Raw genomic sequence first — 17,100 nt, 5'->3', positions numbered from 1 at the left:
GGCGCCGCGCTCACCCCGTGACCGCCGCCGCGCACACCGCCAGCAGCAGCGTGCAGACCACCAGCGCGACCGCGCCGCCCGTTCCGAGGACGCGCGGTCGGGCCGCGCTCAGCTCCGTCATCCGCCGCCGCGCCACCCACAGGAACCCCAGCCACACCAGCAGGCCCACCGCCAGCGCCGTCAACCCCGCCGCCGTGGCCCCGGCCCGTACCACCTGCCGCACCGCGAGCACCAGCACCACCGTGCACGACAGCGTCGTACGCCGCCACGCGAGCCGCGTCCGCTCCGGCTGAAGGCCGGGATCCCGGTCGCGCGCGGAGGGAGCGGAGGGAGCGGAGGGAGGAGGCGCGCCCGCCGTCATCAGCCCGCCCGGCCAAGCACCACGAAGGCCAGCATCGCCACCGCCACCAGCGCCACCGCCAGACTCAGCAGCGTGGGGAACGCGGAGACCGGCAGGTCCTCCTTCCGGCGCATCGCGCGCTCGCAGCGGATCCAGTGGCTCACCGCGCGCAGCGCGCAGAGCGCGCCCGCCGCGAGCAGCGTCACCGCGAGCCCGACCCGGACGCCCCAGCGCAGGTCCGGCAGGAACTGGTCGACCGCGAAACCGCCACCGACCAGGGCGAGCGCCGTACGGATCCAGGCCAGGAAGGTGCGCTCGTTGGCGAGGGAGAAGCGGTAGTCCGGGGTGTCGCCCTCCTCGGCGACACGCTGGGGCGCGAACCACAGCCGCAGGTTCCGTACGAAATCGATCACACGTCGCACCCTACGCGGGGCCGCCGCCCCCGGCGCGGAGCGCCCGCAGCCGCCCGTACGCCGCCAGCCCGTCAGGGACCCACTCCCACTCGCCGAGCCGGCGCACCAGCTCCTCCTCGGGCAGGAAGGCGTGCCAGGCGATCTCCTCCGGCTGCGGGCGGACCGGCAGCGCGCAGCGCACCTCGTACACGTACGCGTGCTCCCGGAACGTCCCGTCGGGGGAGTCGTAGCGGAACGGGAAGAGCGGTACGGGCCGCTCAAGGCCCGACACCCCCAGCTCCTCCTCGGCCTCCCGCAGCGCCGCCTCGTCGTAGCTCTCGCCCGCGCCGAGGACCCCGCCCACGAACATGTCGTACAGCGAGGGGAAGGCCAGCTTCCCCGCCGTCCTGCGGTGGACGAAGATCCGGTCCGCCGGGTCCCGGACGAGCACGAAGGCGCAGCGGTGGCGCAGCCCCTTCGCGTACATCTCGCCGCGCGGCGCCTGCCCGAGGACCCGGTCGTTCTCGTCGACGAAGTCGAGGATCTCGTCGGCGGGGTTCGGTGTACCGGGGCTCGGTGTACCGGGATCCGGTGTGCCGGGGTTCGGTGTATCGCTCATGTCGTCCATCCGATCCATCCAATCAGTTGACTCGTTACTCGCCCGTACGGAAGATCGGACCACTCACCCGCCCCCGCCCGCGAAGGATGGATGCCATGGCGTACGACGCTGACGTGATTGTGATCGGGGCGGGGCTCGCGGGGCTGGTCGCCGCCGCCGAAGTGGCCGACGCGGGCCGCTCCGTCATCGTCCTCGACCAGGAGCCCGAGCGCTCGATCGGCGGGCAGGCGCACTGGTCGTTCGGCGGGCTCTTCCTCGTCGACTCGCCCGAACAGCGCCGGCTGCGCATCAAGGACAGCCGGGACCTCGCCCTCCAGGACTGGCTCGGTACGGCCGGCTTCGACCGGCCCGAGGACCACTGGCCGCGCAAGTGGGCCGAGGCGTACGTGGACTTCGCGGCCGGCGAGAAGCGCGCCTGGCTGCACGGGCAGGGCGTGCGCTTCTTCCCGGTGGTCGGCTGGGCGGAGCGCGGCGGGTACGACGCCACCGGGCACGGCAACTCCGTACCGCGCTTCCACATCACCTGGGGGACAGGACCCGGCGTGGTCGAGCCCTTCGAGCGGCGGGTGCGCGAGGGCGTCGCCAGGGGCCGGGTGACCCTCCGCTTCCGGCACCGTGTCACCGGGCTGGCCAGCACCGCCGGTACGGTCGACACCGTCACCGGCGAGGTCCTGGAGCCCAGCGACGCCGCGCGCGGCACCGCGAGCAGCCGTACGGTCACGGGGGACTTCTCGCTCCGCGCGCAGGCCGTGATCGTCACCTCGGGCGGCATCGGCGGCAACCACGACCTCGTCCGCGCGCAGTGGCCCGAGCGCCTCGGCACCCCGCCGCGCAAGCTGCTCTCCGGGGTGCCCGCGCATGTCGACGGGCTGATGCTCGGCGTCGCGGAGGCGGCCGGCGCCCACCACATCAACCGCGACCGGATGTGGCACTACACCGAGGGCATCGAGAACTGGAACCCCATCTGGGCGCGGCACGGCATCCGGATCCTGCCGGGCCCGTCCTCGCTCTGGCTGGACGCGCGCGGGCGCCGGCTGCCCGTACCGCTCTTCCCCGGCTTCGACACGCTCGGCACGCTGGAGCACATCATGCGCTCCGGCCACGAGTACACCTGGTTCGTGCTCGACCAGCGCATCATCGGCAAGGAGTTCGCGCTCTCGGGCTCCGAGCAGAACCCCGACCTGACCGGGAAGTCGGTCCGCGACGTGCTCGGGCGGGCGCGCGCGGACGTGCCGGGGCCGGTGAAGGCGTTCATGGACAACGGCGTCGACTTCGTCGTCGAGAAGGATCTGGGCGCGCTCGTACGCGGCATGAACAAGCTCACCGGCGAGCAGCTGATCGACGAGAGCGAGCTGCGCCGCGAGATCACCGCGCGGGACCGGGAGATCGCCAACCCGTTCACCAAGGACCTTCAGGTGACGGCCATTCGCGGCGCCCGCAGGTACCTGGGCGACAAGCTGATCCGTACGGCCACCCCGCACCGGATCCTCGACCCGAAGGCGGGCCCGCTGATCGCCGTACGGCTGAACATCCTGACCCGCAAGTCGCTCGGCGGCCTGGAGACCGATCTGTCCTCCCGCGTCCTGACCGACGGCGGCGACCCGCTGCCCGGGGTGTACGCGGCGGGCGAGGCGGCCGGCTTCGGCGGCGGCGGGGTGCACGGATACCGCTCGCTGGAGGGCACCTTCCTCGGCGGCTGCGTCTTCTCGGGCCGTACGGCGGGCCGCGCGGCGGCGCAGGCGGTGCGGTGACGCGGGCGGGTCGGTGACGCGGACCGCGGGGTGACGCGGGCGGTGCGGTGATGGCCGTAAAGGTGTGAAGGGCGGTGGCGGGGCGCCCGGGGACGGTCCCGCGACCGCCACGCTCCGTGTCCGGCGCCAGGCGGACACGCCCCTGTCCGTACCGCAGAGTAATTGCCTTGGCATTAAGGCGAGTTGACGCCGTTCCGTGTCAAGTCAGCACTTGACGTGAGGTGTTGGCTACCGATTGGCTATCCGCGATCATCGCTCGTTCACGTGCCTGGAGGAATCCCGCGGATGTCCCCGCCTCCGCCGCCACCCCTGGGCCGCTTGCGAAGACGGGGCTCACGCCCCGAGCACTTCTTCGACCCGGCTCTGGATGACGTCGAACTCGCCGCCGTAAGAGACCAGTTGGCCCAGGGTCGCTGGTCCGAGGCGCGTACCCTGCTCGCCTCGACCGGATCGGACTGGGACCGCCGCGGCCACCGTGTCCTCGTGCTCGCCCAGGCGTCCGGCGCCGCCGTCTGGAGCGGTGACTGGCTGCTCGCCGAGCCCGGCAGCCCCGACGCCACCACGCTGCTGGCCTGCGCCAAGGTCTACGGCGTACTGAACGGCAAGGAGAAGGAGGGCAAGGCCAGGGCCGCGTGCCTCGACGCCGTCCGGCTGGCGCCCGCCGACCCCACACCCTGGCTCGGACTGCTGCTGCTGGCCCGTACCGCCGGCACGGAGGAGGAGACCTCCCGGTTCTTCGACGAGGTCAGGACCCGCCACCCGGATCACCACCACGCCCATCACCTGATGGCCGCGCGGCTCGCCGAGCGCCACGCCCACGCCGGACAGGACCCCCTCCACGAGGTCTACGACTTCGCGTCCTGGGCCGCCGAACAGGCCCCCGCGGACTCGCCGCTCGCGATCCTGCCCGTCGTCGCCCACGCCGAGCGCTACCGCGTGCTCGCCGCCGCCGGCCACGAACCCGCCGACCCCGCCTCGTCGGAGCACTGGACCGGGCGGCGCGCCCGGCAGGTGCTGAAGGTGGCGTTCAACTGGTGGCTGGAGTGGGAGACCGCCGAGCATCCGCGCAACCGCGTCGACCTCAACTTCCTCGCCCACGCCCAGTTCCACGACGGGCGCGTCGCCGAGGCCGCCGCGCTGTTCCAGCGCATCGGCGGGCACATCACCCCGGCCCCCTGGTCCTACCCGGACCGGGACCCGCACCAGGCCTTCGTCGCCGCGCGCAACGAAGCGCTCGGCTCGGTCTGAAGGGCCGCCTCCTCTTCTTCCTTCTTCTCCGCACCCTCCTGAAAGGACATCCCTGTCATGTCGACGGGCAGTTCGAGTACGAGTTCGAGTACGAGAGAGATCAACACGTACAAGGGGCACGAACGGGCGCTGCGCGCCAACCGGCTCGGCACCGTGGGCCTGCTGCTCTCCGTGATGGCGGCGAGCGCGCCGATGCTGGTCGTCGCCGGTCTCATGCCCAGCGTCTTCGGTGTGATGGGCATCGTCGGGCAGCCGCTGCTCTATCTCATCCTCGGTGCCATCCTGATGCTGTTCAGCTTCGGTTACGCCGAGATGAGCCGGCACATCCACAACGCGGGCGCCTTCTACGCCTACATCGCCCGCGGCCTGGGCCCGACCTTCGGCGCGGGCGCCTCGATCCTCGCCCTCGTCGCCTACAGCTCCATGCAGTTCGCCGTCTACGGCCTGCTGGGCTTCGAGGTCTCCGCGATCTTCGACCAGTTCCTCGGGCTCGTCGTACCGTGGTGGGTGCCCGCGTTCGCCGCCTGCGCGGGCATCGCGGTCCTCGGCTGGCTGAAGATCGACCTCAACGCCAAGGTCCTCGGCGTCCTGCTGGCCATCGAGTGCATCCTCGTGGTGATCTTCGACATCGCGGTCGTCGCCGAACCGGGCCCCGAGGGCCTGTCCATGGCCGCCTTCGACCCGGCCAGTCTGACGGGCGCGGGACTCGGCACCGCGCTCTGCTTCTGCGTCGCCGCGTTCGTCGGCTGCGAGCAGGCCCCGGTGTACGCGGAGGAGACGAGCCGGCCGCACATCGTCGTCTCCCGCGTCATGTTCCTCGCCGTCGGCTACGCCTCGGCCTTCCTCGCCCTGAGCGCCTGGGCGCTGACCGTGGCCGCCGGGCCCGGCTCGATCGTCAACCTGTCGGTGGAACAGGGCCCCGGGCTGCTCTTCGGGCTCACCGAGGCACGGCTCGGCGGCACCTTCACCGACCTCCTGCACATCCTGTTCGTGACGGGCATGTTCGCCGCGCTGCTCAGCTTCCACAACGTGGTCGCGCGCTACGCCTTCGCGATGGGCCGCGAGGGCCTGCTGCCCGAGAGCTTCGGCCGTACCACGAGGAAGAGCGGGGCGCCCGCCTACGGTTCCGTGCTCCAGACCCTGATCTCGGTGGCAGCCATCGCCGCCTTCGCGCTGACCGACGACAAGCCGCACGGCGACCCGACGGTGCCGGTGCTGCGGCAGTTCACCTGGATGGGCAGCGTCGGCGCGCTCGGCGTCATCACCCTGATGGCGCTCGCTTCCCTCGCCGTCATCGTCTTCTTCGTACGGCGCGGAGCGGGCCGCACCCACGCCCCCCGGCTGATCTCCTCGGGGCTCGCGATCGTCGCGCTCGTGACCATCGCCTTCTACACCGTCAAGGACTTCGGTGTGCTCATCGACGCGGGCCCCGGCTCCGTGCTCCGGTGGATCCTGCCCGGTCTGATGGGGCTCGCGCTCGTCGGCGGACTCGTCTACGGACTGGTGCTGCGCTCCGTCAAGCCGGAGGTGCACGCCAGGATCGGTCTGGGCAACGAGGCGTTCCAGCTGGACAAGGCCGTGGCCGAGGCCGAGTCGGAGCGCACCCCCGTCTGACCGGGACCCCCGTCCGACCGGGCCCCCGGCCCGGCCTGACAGCGTACGGACGGCACACAGACACCCGCCCGCCCCCGGTGCTCCGGGGACGGGCGGGTGCCGCGGTTCACGGGCGGGCGCTACAACACCAGCGACACCAGCAGGACGAAGACGATCCCGGTCACCGAGATCAGCGTCTCCATCACCGACCAGGTCCTGATCGTCTGGCCGACGGTCATCCCGAAGTACTCCTTCACCAGCCAGAACCCTGCGTCGTTCACATGGCTGAAGAAGATCGAGCCCGTACCGATCGCCAGCACCAGCAGCGCCGCGTGCGTCGTGGACATGTCCGCCGCGAGCGGCGCCACCAGACCCGCCGCGGAGATCGTCGCCACCGTCGAGGAGCCGGTGGCCAGCCGGATCACCACGGCGATCAGCCAGGCCAGCAGCAGCGCCGGGATCGACCAGTTCTTGGAGATGTCCAGCACCATCTGGCCGACGCCCGAGTCGATCAGCGTCCCCTTGAAGCCACCGCCCGCGCCGACGATCAGCAGCACGCCCGCGATCGGGCCGAGCGACTTCTCGACGGTCACCGAGAGCTTGCCCTTGCTGAACCCGGCCGCCCGGCCGAGCGTGAACATACCGACGAAGACGGCGGAGAGCAGCGCGATCAGCGGCGAGCCCACGACATCGGCGACCCGCTGGACCGTGTGCGTCGGATCGTCCACGATGATGTCGACCAGCGCCTTGCCCAGCATCATGACGACGGGCAGCAGCACGGTGGCGACGGTCGCGGCGAAGCTCGGCCGGGTCTTCAGCTCGTCGGAGGTGCGCTCCGGGACCATGTTCTCGGGGACCGGGAGGTCCACCCAGCGCGCGGCGTACCGGGAGAAGAGCGGACCGGCGATGACCACCGTCGGGATGGCGATCAGGATGCCCAGCGCCAGCGTGACCCCGAGGTTGGCGCCGACCGCGTCGATCGCGACCAGCGGGCCGGGGTGCGGCGGGATCAGACCGTGCATCACGGAGAGCCCGGCCAGCGCCGGGATACCGATGCGCATCAGGGAGTAGTTGCCGCGCTTGGCGACCAGCAGCACCACCGGGATCAGCAGCACGATGCCGACCTCGAAGAAGAGCGGCAGCCCGATCACCGAGGCGATCAGCACCATCGCCCAGGGCATCGCCCGGCCGCTCGCCTTCGCCAGGATCGTGTCGACGATCTGGTCGGCGCCGCCGGAGTCCGCCAGCAGCTTGCCGAGGACCGCGCCGAGCGCGATCAGCACGCCCACACCCGCCACCGTCGAGCCGAGACCGGCGGTGAAACTGGCGATGGTCTTGTCCAGCGGGGCGCCCGCGAAGGCGCCCAGCGCCAGCGAGCCCAGGGTCAGGGCCAGAAAGGCGTGCAGCTTGAAAACGGTGATGAGGAGGACGATCACGGCGATGCCGCCGACGACCGCCATACCGAGATGCGCGTTGCCCGCCGAGGTGATCGGCTCGGTCGCGCCCGCCGCCAGCGTCTCGACGCCGAGACTGCTCAGGGGTGTCACGGGGGTTCCTTCAGCTTTCCAGCCGGCGCAGCGCGGCGACGGCCCGTTCGGTTATTTCCTCCGGCGTGCCCGACACGTCGACGGCCACACCCGCCTCGTCGGCCCCCAGGTCCTCCAGGGTGGCGAACTGCGAATCCAGCAGCGCGGTGGGCATGAAGTGCCCCTTGCGCTCCCCCATCCGCTTCTCGACGAGCGACCGGTCACCGGTGAGGTGGAGGAAGACGATCCCGGGCGCCCCGGCCCGCAGCCGGTCCCGGTAGACCCGCTTGAGCGCGGAACTGCTCGCCACCCCGCCCAGCGCCGCCCGGCCGTGGGCCCACGCGCCGATCGCGTCCAGCCAGGGCCACCGGTCGGCGTCCTCCAGCGGCGTACCGGCGGACATCTTCGCGATGTTCGCCGGCGGGTGGAAGTCGTCGCCCTCGGCGTACGGGACGCCCAGCGCCTCGGCGAGCAGGGGCCCGACCGTGGTCTTCCCGGTCCCTGCTACGCCCATCACCACGACGACGTGGGGGGTGCTCATCGCTTGCCTCGCTGTCTTCCTCGACATCGGTTCACCGACGGACACGCGTCCGTCGCGCTACTGAAACCCATTAGGTACGACTTATTCAAGAGGCTGTGACATAAACGTCGTACTTATTGTTGCCGGACCGTGCCCCGTAGGCTGTTCCCATGACCACTGAAGGCCGGGGCCTGCATACCCATGTGCTGGACACCCTCGGTCTCGCCATCACCGCCGGCGAATACCCGCAGGGCAGCGTCGTACGCACCGACGAGGTCGCGCAGCGCTTCGATGTCTCGCGCACCGTCGTCCGCGAGGTCGTCCGCGTCCTGGAATCCATGCATCTGGTGGAGTCCCGGCGCCGGGTGGGCGTGACCGTACGCCCCACCGAGGAGTGGAACGTCTACGACCCGCGCGTCATCCGCTGGCGGCTCGCGGGCGCCGACCGGCCCCGCCAGCTCCGCTCGCTGACCACTCTGCGCTCCGCCGTCGAACCGGTCGCCGCCGGGCTCGCCGCCCGCCACGCCACCCCCGAGCAGTGCGCGGCGCTCACCGAGGAGACGCTCGGCATGGTCGCCACCTCCCGGGGCGGCCGGCTGGCGGAGTACCTCGTCCACGACATCGCCTTCCACCGGGTGGTGCTCAACGCGTCGGGCAACGAGATGTTCGCCCGGCTCGGCGATGTCGTCGCCGAGGTCCTCACCGGCCGTACCCAGCACCGGGTGATGTTCGCGGACCCGGATCCCGCCGCCGTCACCCTCCATGTGGGCGTCGCCGAGGCCATCCGCGCGGGCGACGCGGCCCGCGCGGAGGAGCTGACCAGGGAGATCGCGGTGGGCGCCCTGCACGAACTCGACGTACTGGCGCCCTGAGCCGTCTCCTCCTGACGTACATTCGTGAGGTTCCCGAGGTACGAGGAAAGGCAGGTCCTGGCATGGCGCAGCAGGTGCAAGGGGTCATCGCTCCCGGCAAGAACGAGCCGGTACGGGTCGAGACGATCGTCATCCCCGACCCGGGCCCCGGTGAGGCCGTGGTGAAGGTCCAGGCGTGCGGCGTCTGTCACACCGATCTGCACTACAAGCAGGGCGGCATCAACGACGACTTCCCCTTCCTCCTCGGCCATGAGGCCGCGGGCGTGGTGGAGTCGGTCGGCGAGGGCGTCACCGAGGTCGCCCCCGGCGACTTCGTCATTCTCAACTGGCGTGCGGTGTGCGGGAACTGCCGGGCCTGTCTGCGAGGCCGGCCCCAGTACTGCTTCAACACGCACAACGCGAAGCAGAAGATGACCCTGACCGACGGCACGGAGCTGTCCCCGGCCCTCGGCATCGGCGCCTTCGCCGAGAAGACCCTGGTCGCGGCCGGCCAGTGCACCAAGGTCGACCCGAGCGTCTCCCCGGCCGTCGCCGGACTGCTCGGCTGCGGCGTGATGGCCGGCATCGGCGCCGCCATCAACACTGGCCAGGTCGGCCGCGGCGACTCCGTCGCCGTCATCGGCTGCGGCGGCGTCGGCGACGCGGCGATCGTCGGCGCGCGGCTCGCGGGCGCGGCCCGCATCATCGCCGTCGACGTCGACGACCGGAAGCTGGAGACGGCGAAGACGATGGGCGCCACCCACACCGTCAACTCCCGCTCCACCGACGCCGTCGAGGCGATCCGCGAGCTGACCGGCGGCTTCGGCGCGGACGTCGTCATCGAGGCGGTCGGCCGTCCCGAGACGTACAAGCAGGCGTTCTACGCCCGCGACCTGGCCGGGACCGTCGTCCTGGTCGGCGTCCCCACCCCCGAGATGAAGCTCGAACTGCCGCTGCTCGACGTGTTCGGCCGCGGCGGCGCGCTCAAGTCCTCCTGGTACGGCGACTGCCTGCCGTCCCGCGACTTCCCGATGCTCATCGACCTGCACCAGCAGGGCCGTATCGACCTCGGCGCCTTCGTCACCGAGACCATCGGACTCGGCGACGTCGAGAAGGCGTTCGCGCGCATGCACGAGGGCGATGTCCTGCGCTCGGTGGTGGCACTCTGATGGCCGTACGCATCGACCATCTCGTCACCTCGGGCACGTTCTCGCTCGACGGCGGCACCTGGGACGTCGACAACAACGTCTGGATCGTCGGCGACGACACCGAGGCGATCGTCATCGACGCCGCCCATGACGCCGCCGCCATCGAGGCCGCGCTCGGCGGCCGTACGCTGCGCGCCATCGTCTGCACCCACGCGCACAACGACCACATCGACGCGGCCCCGGAACTCGCGGCCCGGACCGGCGCGCCCGTCCTGCTGCACCCGGACGACCTGCCGCTGTGGAAGCAGACCCACCCCGAGCGGCTGCCGGACGGCGAGCTGACCGACGGCGGGACCCTCTCCGTCGGCGGCACCACACTGACCGTGCTGCACACCCCCGGCCACGCGCCGGGCGCGGTCTGCCTGTACGCCCCCGAGCTGGCGACGGTCTTCACCGGCGACACGCTCTTCCAGGGCGGCCCCGGCGCCACCGGCCGGTCGTTCTCGGACTTCCCGACGATCATCGACTCGATCCGCGACAGGCTCCTGGCCCTGCCGCCGGAGACGGTCGTCCGGACGGGACACGGCGACAGCACGACGGTGGGCGCCGAGGCCCCGCAGCTGGCGGAGTGGATTCAGCGCGGCCACTGAGCCAGCCGCAGCCGGCTCTCGAAACGGCACGGCGCGCCCGTCACCGGATCGGTGAACTCCAGCACCTTCGCGAGGAGCTGGAGCGGGCGCGCGTAGTCGTCGGGAGCGCGGTCCTGGACGACCGGATAGAGCGGGTCGTCCAGGAGCGGCAGCCCCAGACCGTTCATATGCACCCGCAGCTGATGGGTGCGGCCGGTGGCGGGCAGCAGCCGGTAGCGGCCCAACCCGCCCTGGTGCTCGACGAGTTCGATCCGGCTCTCGGCGTTCGGCTCGCCCGGCACCACCCGCGCGGTGAGCACCCCGCGCTCCTTCTCGATCCGGTTCCGTACGGTGACGGGCAGCGCCACGGCCGGGTCGTACGGCGCGATCGCCTCGTACTCCTTGCGCACCGCCCGGTCCCGGAACAGCGTCTGGTACGCGCCCCGGTCCCCGGCCCGTACGACGAGGAGCACCAGCCCGGCGGTCAGCCGGTCCAGCCGGTGCGCGGGCTGGAGCTCCGGCAGCCCGAGGGTGTCGCGGAGCCGCGCGAGGGCGGTCTCGGTGACATGGCCGCCGCGCGGGGTGGTGGCCAGGAAGTGCGGCTTGTCGGCGACGACCATCCGCTCGTCCCGGTACACGACGCCGACCTCGAACGGCACCCGCTCCTCGGCGGCGAAGTCCCGGTGGAACCACACATACCGCCCGGCGGTGTACGGCTCCCCGCCCCCGACCGCCGCCCCGTCCACCCCCACGAACCGCCCGTCCCGCAGCATCTCCTCGACCCGCGCCGCACCGACGGCCGGGCCGAACCGCGCCAGGAGATGATCCCGTACGGTCGCCCACTCCCCGTCCGGATCGGCGGGCAGCCGCAGCCGTACGGGATCGATCCCGGCGCGCTGGGGGAGCGGGGCGGGCGGCGGGGGACGGTGTCGACGGGCCACGGCCCGGGAGTGTACCGACCGGACGCACAAGAGGGATCATCCAAGCGTGGAAGAGACCGAAGCCCAGGACACGGAAGACCGGAAGACGGCAGAACATCTGCCCCTGCCCGAGGTGGCGGCGCTCGCCCGCCGGGCGCACGCGGGACAGACGGACAAGGCGGGGCGGCCGTACGCCGAGCACCTGGCGGCGGTGGCCGACGGGGTGGCCCGGCGGGGCGGCAGCGTCGAGCAGATCGCCGCCGCCTGGCTGCACGACGCGATCGAGGACGACGCGCTGTCCCGCGCGTGGCTCGACGCGGCCCCGCTGCCGCCGGCCGTCAAGGACATGGTGCTGGCGATGACCAAACGCGAGGGCGAGCCGCCGGAGGAGTACGCGGCCCGGATCCTCGCCGTTCCCGGTACGCGCCTGATCAAGGAGGCCGACCTCGCGCACAACGCGGATCCCGCCCGGCTGGCCGCGCTGGACGCCGCGACGAGGGAGCGCCTGACGGCCAAATACGCCCGGATGCGGCGTCTGTTGGGGCTGGCCGAAGGCTGATGGTCCGATGATAGGTTCGATCAGCCGCCCCGGCGCGGCGTCGGCCTGGAGGGGGATCCGAGATGTCCGGTCAGGACCGGCAACAACACGACGGCCGTCCCGGCCCGTCCCACCACCACACCCAGCACACCCCACCACCGGCCGGACCGGCGGTCGTGCCGCTCTCGGCGGCCGGGCCGATGGCCGCGCCGGTGATCGCGCCCACGCCGACGGGCGTGCAGCCCCCGGCCGCACCCGCGACCGCGCCGGGGCAGCCCCCGACCGCCCCGGTGGCCGTGCCCGTGCCCGTGTCGACGGGTATGAAGCCCTCGGCCGCCCCGGCGGCCTCGTACGCGCCCACGCCCGGACCCACGTCCGTGACGCCGCAGGCTCACCCGGCTGTTCTGTCCGCTCAACCCCCGGCTGCGCCGGGCCCCGTGCCCGGGCCGGTACCCGTCGTACCGCAGGCCGTTCCGGCTGCCCAGCCGGTGGTCCCGTACGCGCCCGCGCCCGGCGGGACGCCAACGCCTTCGGCGGCCCCGGCGGCCCCGGTGCCAACGGCCGCCCCGGCGGCCCCCGCACCCCTCCTCCGTATGCCCGCCCCCGAGTCCGTCGCCGTCACCGATCCCTCCCTCGCCGCCGCCGCGGGGCGGCCCCGGCACGGGGAGTCGCTCGTCCGGCGCTCCACCCGGGCCGCGCGTGGGCTGATCGGGGTCGGTGGGCGGGACGGTGCCGGTGATGACCCGGCGGTGGCCGAGGAGCTGCGGCTGCGCGTCGCTTCCGGGCGGCAGATCGTCGTGACCAGCATCAGGGGCGGCGCCGGGAAGACCACGGTCACCGCGCTGCTCAGCCGCACCTTCAACCAGTACCGCCAGGACCCGGTCCTCACCGTGGAGGCCGACGCCGCGCTCGGTACGCTCCCCGTCCGGCTCGGCGCCGAGACCGTGCGCTGGAGCTGCGCGGATCTCGCGGCGATCCTCGACCCGGCCATGCAACTGACCGACATCACCGGCTATCTCGTCCCGCTGGAGGGCGGCTGGCTGCTGCCCGGCAGCCAGGGGCGCATCGGCGCGCCGCTGAGCATCGCCGCGTACCGCACGGTGATGGTCGCGCTGCGCCGCCACTTCGGTGTGACCGTCGTCGACTGCGAGACGCTCCCCGGTGAACTGGCCCGTACCGCCGTGGACACCGCGCACGCGCGCGTGCTCGTCGCGCCGGCCACCCTGGAGGGCGTGAGCAGCACGCGCGCGGTGCTCGACTGGATGGCCGGGCTGCCCCGGCCCGTGCTGGCCAGCACCGTGATCGCGCTCACCGTCTCCGCGCCGGACGCGGCCTTCGGGGTGAAGGCGGCCACGCGCCATCTGGAGGAGACCGGCGTGCCGGTCGTGGTCGTACCGTACGACCGTCACCTCGCCGCCGGCGGGCCGGTCCTCACCTCGCTGCTCGCCCCCGACACCCGGGCCGGTGCGACCCGGCTGGCCACCGAGGCGCTGCGCCGCGCCGCGGGCGTGCGCTGACGGAACATCACGCGCGGGCCGCGCGTACCCCATTCGGTCCGGCCCGACGGCCCGCCCGCCCCGATGAGACCGGTTCGCGGACGCCCCGCCCGCATGATGGCCCGGTGATCAGTGTCCTGTTCGCCATCCTGACCGCGATCAGCAACGGCTCCGGCGCGGTGCTCCAGCGCCGGGCCGCGGCCACCGTTCCCGATACCGAGGCCATGCGCCTCTCGCTGATCGGGCGGCTGCTGCGGCAGAAGGTGTGGCTGGCCGGGATCGGGCTGGTGCTGGTGGCCGCCGCGTGCCAGGCGGTCGCGCTCGCGACCGGGCCGATCGCCGTCGTACAGCCGATCTTCGTACTGGAGCTGCCCGCCACGCTGCTGATCGCCAGTTATCTCTTCCGCGCCCGGCTGGCCCGCTCCGCCTGGTACGGGGTGGCCGCCGTGACCCTCGGGCTGACGCTGGGCATGGCCACGGCGGCCCCCGGCGGCGGCACCGACACCGTAAGGGGAGCCGCCTGGATCCCGGCGCTGCTGGTCACCGGCGCCGCAGAGGCCGGCCTGATCCTCTGGTCGCTGCGGCTGCGCGGCAACGCGCGGGCCGCGCTCCTCGGCCTCGCCGCGGCCGGCGGATACGCGCTGACCGCCGCCCTGATGAAGGACGCGGTCGCCCGCTTCGAGCCCGGCGGCATCGGCGCGGTGTTCGCGTCCTGGCAGCTCTACGCGATGGCCGCCGCCGGGGTGGGCGCGCTCTTCCTGCTCCAGAACGCCCTCCAGGCGGGCTCCCTGGCCGCGTCGCAGCCGATGCTCACGCTCGGGGACGCGCTGATCAGCATCGCGTACGGCGTCACGCTCTTCGGCGAGACCCTGCGCACCGGCTGGTGGCTGCTGCCCGAACTCGCCGCCGTAGCGCTGATCGCCGCGGGCTGTCTGGAGCTGGCCCGCTCGCCCCTCGCGGCGGGCGCCCCGCCGGGGCCCCGGCGCGTCACGTAGGCGGGACCGACCGGATGCGCGCCAGCGAGAAAGAGCGCTCACCGGGCTCACCCGGGCACCGGCCGATCAGCTCCGGCGGATCGAGGAACGGCTCCCGCAGCAGATATACGGTCCGCCCGCCGCTGTCGTCGCTGTCGCCGGCATCGTCCGCGTACTCGATGGTGACGGGGGACTCCTCTTCGAGCGCGGCGGCGAGCCTGCGCAGCTCGGTGCGGCTCAGCCGGGGCGGGCAGCGGTGCGCGAGCGTCTCCTCGGTCCGGCTCAGATACGGCGCGCCGTCCAGCGGATCGTGTGCGGCGGCGAGCAGCAGCGCCGCCAGCTCCGCCAGATCGGGGACGGCAGGGGAGGAGCCGGCCCGGGGGCGCCCGTCGCGGGGACGCGGAACGGCACCGGCCCGCGCCCGTACCGCCCTGCCTGCCGCCCCTTCACCGGCACCGGAACCGGCCCCCGCCCCCGGCCGGGCGCGCGGCTGGGCCTGCCGCTCCGCCCGCGCCGTACCGTCGCTCTCCTCCGCGACCGGCGCGTACCCCTCGGCGCGCAGAGCCGTCAGGGTCTCCTCCAGCGGCAGTCCGGAGAGCAGGACGGACGGCGCGAGCGGCCGGATGCCGAGCCGGGACAGCCGCCGGTGGGAGGCGATCTCGGTGAGCAGCGCGGGCTGTACGCCGTGGATCACACAGCCGGCCCCGGCGACCCGCACCTGCCCGTGGCGGCGGGCGGTGTCCGCGATCAGATAGACGAGCGGCTGGGGCAGCGCGTCCGCCTCCGCGACCGCGGCCAGCTCGGCGGTGATCTCCTCGGCGCTGCGGCCCCCGTCCAGCGCGCCGCGCACGGAGTCGGGGCCGAACCGCCAGACCGACGCCGTACCGCGCGCCTCCCGTACGGCGACGGAGTCCAGCACGCCCGCCAGCCGCGCGGAGGGCACGCCAGGGACCACCGCCGTCAGATCCGCGCCGATCCGGGCCCGGTCCAGCGCCGACGGCAGCAGGCGCCGCGCGCACTCCGCCAGCCCGCCGGGGCCTCCGGCCGTACCCCCGCCCGAGCCTCCGGCCGCGTCCCCGGACGTATCGTTTCCGCCGCTCCGACGGCTCTCGCCCGGTCCGGTCGCGCGCAGCGCCGCGCCCAGCGGTGAGAGCGCGCCGCGCGCCAGCACCCCGAACAGACCGGCCTCCCGCACCAGCGCCGCGAACGGCGTCCGGTCCTGCGGATGCGTCGCGGCCAGCGGCCGGTGCCAGCTCACCAGCCGCCCCAGGGCCGCCGGTTCGCGTACGCCATGGGTGACCGGCAGCCGCGCGGCAGCCGCCAGCAGCGCGTGCCGGTCCCTGACGCACTCCGCCGACGGCGGCGCCGTGTCCAGCGCCGGCCGGGGCCGCCCCTCCGCGTCGTGGGCGTGGGTCGGCGTACGGCCCAGGGTCCACCAGGCGCGCAGCAGCCGGACGAGCTGCTCGGCCGGCTCCCGCTCCGCCCACTCGTCGTACGCCCCGGTGACCGGCAGCGTCTCGCCGTCCCTGGCCAGCAGCCCGGCCGCGTACGCGCACGCCAGGACGAGCCGCGCCACGTCCTCCGGGCACTGCGCGGCCTTGGTGAGCCTGACCAGTTCACGCGGACCGATCCCGCCGGTCCGCAGCCGCGCCGGGGGCCGCCGGGCGCACTCGGCGAGGAGCGCGGCGGCGTGCCCGGTCAGCTCGGCGGCGACGGCCGCCGCCTCCCGCTCCACCTCGGCGGCGGTCAGCGGACGCAGATCAGGCTTCGGCGGCAGCGGGTCGAAGGGCGCGCGCCAGTCGGGGCCGCGCAGGGCCAGCGTCACCTCGGCGGGCAGCGCGGCGCGCGAACCGTAGTGCCGGCGCACCAGCAGCGCGCGGTCCGTGGCCCAGCGCTCGTCCGCGTACCGCGCGCCCCCGCCGGAGGCCGCCACGGGAGGCGTGCTGCCCGCGGCCTGCCCGTACAGCAGCGTCCGTACCCCCTCCGGAGCCGAGTCCGCCACCTCGCGCACCCGCGCGGGGTCCCGGTGGTGCTCCAGGATCCGGTCCAGCCGCTCCTGCCGGGTCCGGCCGGCGCCCAGCCCCAGCGATTCCGTGATCCGGCGCAGCTCCTCGGAGCTCTTGTCGGAGAGCAGGGCGCCGAGCCGGGCCTCCAGCCCGAGCGGGGACGTCCACCACTGGTGCAGCGCGGACACCATCCGCAGCCGCCCGTCGGGCGCGGGCCACACCAGCGCGTGGTCGGCCAGGGTGCGCAGCACCGAGGCCAGCGGCCCCCGGTCGACGGGCACCCCCAGCAGCTTCTCCAGCGCCCCGACCGGCGCGGGCGTGCCCAGCGCGGCCAGCGCCTCGGTGGTCTGGAGCACGGGCCGGGGCAGCAACGGCAGGACGAGCACCACCGATTCGAGCCGCCCCATCCGCTCGGCGGCCTCCCCGAGCGACCGCGGGGCCGGCTCGCGCACGGCATCGCTCCGTGCGGCCAGCACCCGGCGGAGGCGCTCGGGATCGAGGGTGCGCAGCCAGACGGCCAGCGAGGATCCGGGAGACGCGCTGATGGCG

At 73.5% G+C, this 17,100-nt stretch carries 17 protein-coding genes; 9 read left to right on the top strand and 8 right to left on the bottom strand.

Annotated elements, in window-relative coordinates:
- Positions 1 to 10: 10 nt before the first annotated feature.
- The 3 genes from AB0389_RS05745 to AB0389_RS05735 are packed head-to-tail and all read right to left on the bottom strand — an operon-like array spanning position 11 to position 1,351.
- Positions 11 to 361 carry a DUF202 domain-containing protein gene (locus tag AB0389_RS05745; protein WP_366394040.1) on the bottom strand — a complete coding sequence of 117 codons (351 nt, stop codon included), beginning with the start codon at positions 359 to 361 and terminating at the stop codon, positions 11 to 13.
- Positions 361 to 753, bottom strand: coding sequence for a DUF202 domain-containing protein (locus tag AB0389_RS05740; protein WP_366394039.1), 393 nt, complete (start codon positions 751 to 753; stop codon positions 361 to 363). The genes AB0389_RS05745 and AB0389_RS05740 overlap by 1 nt, the downstream gene beginning before the upstream one ends.
- A 10-nt stretch (positions 754 to 763) precedes the next feature.
- Entirely contained in the window at positions 764 to 1,351 is a 588-nt protein-coding gene (locus tag AB0389_RS05735) for an NUDIX domain-containing protein (protein WP_366394038.1), read from the bottom strand.
- 95 nt (positions 1,352 to 1,446) lie between these two features.
- On the opposite strand from AB0389_RS05735, the gene AB0389_RS05730 reads away from it, so the two are divergent.
- From AB0389_RS05730 to AB0389_RS05720, 3 genes are all read left to right on the top strand, one after another.
- On the top strand, positions 1,447 to 3,102 hold the full coding sequence (locus AB0389_RS05730; protein WP_366394037.1) for an FAD-binding dehydrogenase: 1,656 nt from the start codon (positions 1,447 to 1,449) through the stop codon (positions 3,100 to 3,102).
- A 285-nt stretch (positions 3,103 to 3,387) separates the two neighbouring features.
- A complete protein-coding gene (locus AB0389_RS05725) occupies positions 3,388 to 4,350 on the top strand; it encodes a hypothetical protein (protein ID WP_366394036.1) in 963 nt (320 codons plus the stop codon).
- Between the two features lie 57 nt (positions 4,351 to 4,407).
- Entirely contained in the window at positions 4,408 to 5,964 is a 1,557-nt protein-coding gene (locus tag AB0389_RS05720; protein ID WP_366394035.1) for an APC family permease, read from the top strand.
- Positions 5,965 to 6,083: 119 nt separating this feature from the next.
- Here the strand turns inward: AB0389_RS05720 and AB0389_RS05715 are convergent, their stop codons facing one another.
- Positions 6,084 to 7,481, bottom strand: a complete 1,398-nt coding sequence (locus tag AB0389_RS05715) for a gluconate:H+ symporter (protein ID WP_366394090.1) — start codon at positions 7,479 to 7,481, stop codon at positions 6,084 to 6,086.
- 19 nt (positions 7,482 to 7,500) lie between these two features.
- Positions 7,501 to 8,010 carry a gluconokinase gene (locus AB0389_RS05710; RefSeq protein WP_366394034.1) on the bottom strand — a complete coding sequence of 170 codons (510 nt, stop codon included), beginning with the start codon at positions 8,008 to 8,010 and terminating at the stop codon, positions 7,501 to 7,503.
- A 149-nt stretch (positions 8,011 to 8,159) separates the two neighbouring features.
- Here AB0389_RS05710 and AB0389_RS05705 point away from each other — a divergent pair, with 149 nt between their 5' ends.
- The 3 genes from AB0389_RS05705 to AB0389_RS05695 all read left to right on the top strand — a co-directional run bounded on the left by AB0389_RS05705 (position 8,160) and on the right by AB0389_RS05695 (position 10,638).
- Entirely contained in the window at positions 8,160 to 8,861 is a 702-nt protein-coding gene (locus tag AB0389_RS05705; protein WP_366394033.1) for an FCD domain-containing protein, read from the top strand.
- Positions 8,862 to 8,923: 62 nt separating this feature from the next.
- On the top strand, positions 8,924 to 10,009 hold the full coding sequence (locus tag AB0389_RS05700) for an S-(hydroxymethyl)mycothiol dehydrogenase (RefSeq protein WP_366394032.1): 1,086 nt from the start codon (positions 8,924 to 8,926) through the stop codon (positions 10,007 to 10,009).
- The gene (locus AB0389_RS05695; RefSeq protein WP_366394031.1) at positions 10,009 to 10,638 is read left to right on the top strand and encodes an MBL fold metallo-hydrolase; all 630 of its coding nucleotides are present in this window, start codon (positions 10,009 to 10,011) and stop codon (positions 10,636 to 10,638) included. Before AB0389_RS05700 ends, AB0389_RS05695 begins: the two co-directional genes overlap by 1 nt.
- On the opposite strand, the gene AB0389_RS05690 is transcribed toward AB0389_RS05695, so the two are convergent.
- Positions 10,623 to 11,558, bottom strand: coding sequence for a pseudouridine synthase (locus AB0389_RS05690; RefSeq protein WP_366394030.1), 936 nt, complete (start codon positions 11,556 to 11,558; stop codon positions 10,623 to 10,625). The genes AB0389_RS05695 and AB0389_RS05690 overlap by 16 nt on opposite strands.
- 46 nt (positions 11,559 to 11,604) lie before the next feature.
- On the opposite strand from AB0389_RS05690, the gene AB0389_RS05685 reads away from it, so the two are divergent.
- A complete protein-coding gene (locus AB0389_RS05685; protein WP_366394029.1) occupies positions 11,605 to 12,096 on the top strand; it encodes an HD domain-containing protein in 492 nt (163 codons plus the stop codon).
- 70 nt (positions 12,097 to 12,166) lie between these two features.
- Here AB0389_RS05685 and AB0389_RS05680 read toward each other — a convergent pair whose 3' ends face one another.
- A complete protein-coding gene (locus AB0389_RS05680; RefSeq protein ID WP_366394028.1) occupies positions 12,167 to 12,436 on the bottom strand; it encodes a hypothetical protein in 270 nt (89 codons plus the stop codon).
- 232 nt (positions 12,437 to 12,668) lie between these two features.
- Here AB0389_RS05680 and AB0389_RS05675 point away from each other — a divergent pair, with 232 nt between their 5' ends.
- The gene (locus tag AB0389_RS05675; RefSeq protein WP_366394027.1) at positions 12,669 to 13,592 is read left to right on the top strand and encodes a type VII secretion protein; all 924 of its coding nucleotides are present in this window, start codon (positions 12,669 to 12,671) and stop codon (positions 13,590 to 13,592) included.
- A 104-nt stretch (positions 13,593 to 13,696) separates the two neighbouring features.
- The gene (locus AB0389_RS05670) at positions 13,697 to 14,566 is read left to right on the top strand and encodes a DMT family transporter (protein ID WP_366394026.1); all 870 of its coding nucleotides are present in this window, start codon (positions 13,697 to 13,699) and stop codon (positions 14,564 to 14,566) included.
- Here AB0389_RS05670 and AB0389_RS05665 read toward each other — a convergent pair.
- Entirely contained in the window at positions 14,559 to 17,003 is a 2,445-nt protein-coding gene (locus AB0389_RS05665) for a helicase-associated domain-containing protein (RefSeq protein ID WP_366394025.1), read from the bottom strand. The two genes, AB0389_RS05670 and AB0389_RS05665, sit on opposite strands and share 8 nt — an antisense overlap.
- Positions 17,004 to 17,100 lie beyond the last annotated feature (97 nt).

This window comes from Streptomyces sp. NPDC093109 (assembly GCF_040701725.1).
Lineage (GTDB): Bacteria > Actinomycetota > Actinomycetes > Streptomycetales > Streptomycetaceae > Streptomyces.
This window is presented reverse-complemented; position numbering and strand designations above follow the sequence as displayed.

Coding starts and splice junctions, on each gene's coding strand:
- AB0389_RS05745 (WP_366394040.1), bottom strand. CDS start 361: ATGACGGCGGGCGCGCCTCCTCCCTCCGCTCCCTCCGCTCCCTCCGCG.
- AB0389_RS05735 (WP_366394038.1), bottom strand. CDS start 1,351: ATGAGCGATACACCGAACCCCGGCACACCGGATCCCGGTACACCGAGC.
- AB0389_RS05730 (WP_366394037.1), top strand. CDS start 1,447: ATGGCGTACGACGCTGACGTGATTGTGATCGGGGCGGGGCTCGCGGGG.
- AB0389_RS05725 (WP_366394036.1), top strand. CDS start 3,388: ATGTCCCCGCCTCCGCCGCCACCCCTGGGCCGCTTGCGAAGACGGGGC.
- AB0389_RS05720 (WP_366394035.1), top strand. CDS start 4,408: ATGTCGACGGGCAGTTCGAGTACGAGTTCGAGTACGAGAGAGATCAAC.
- AB0389_RS05710 (WP_366394034.1), bottom strand. CDS start 8,010: ATGAGCACCCCCCACGTCGTCGTGGTGATGGGCGTAGCAGGGACCGGG.
- AB0389_RS05705 (WP_366394033.1), top strand. CDS start 8,160: ATGACCACTGAAGGCCGGGGCCTGCATACCCATGTGCTGGACACCCTC.
- AB0389_RS05700 (WP_366394032.1), top strand. CDS start 8,924: ATGGCGCAGCAGGTGCAAGGGGTCATCGCTCCCGGCAAGAACGAGCCG.
- AB0389_RS05695 (WP_366394031.1), top strand. CDS start 10,009: ATGGCCGTACGCATCGACCATCTCGTCACCTCGGGCACGTTCTCGCTC.
- AB0389_RS05675 (WP_366394027.1), top strand. CDS start 12,669: ATGCCCGCCCCCGAGTCCGTCGCCGTCACCGATCCCTCCCTCGCCGCC.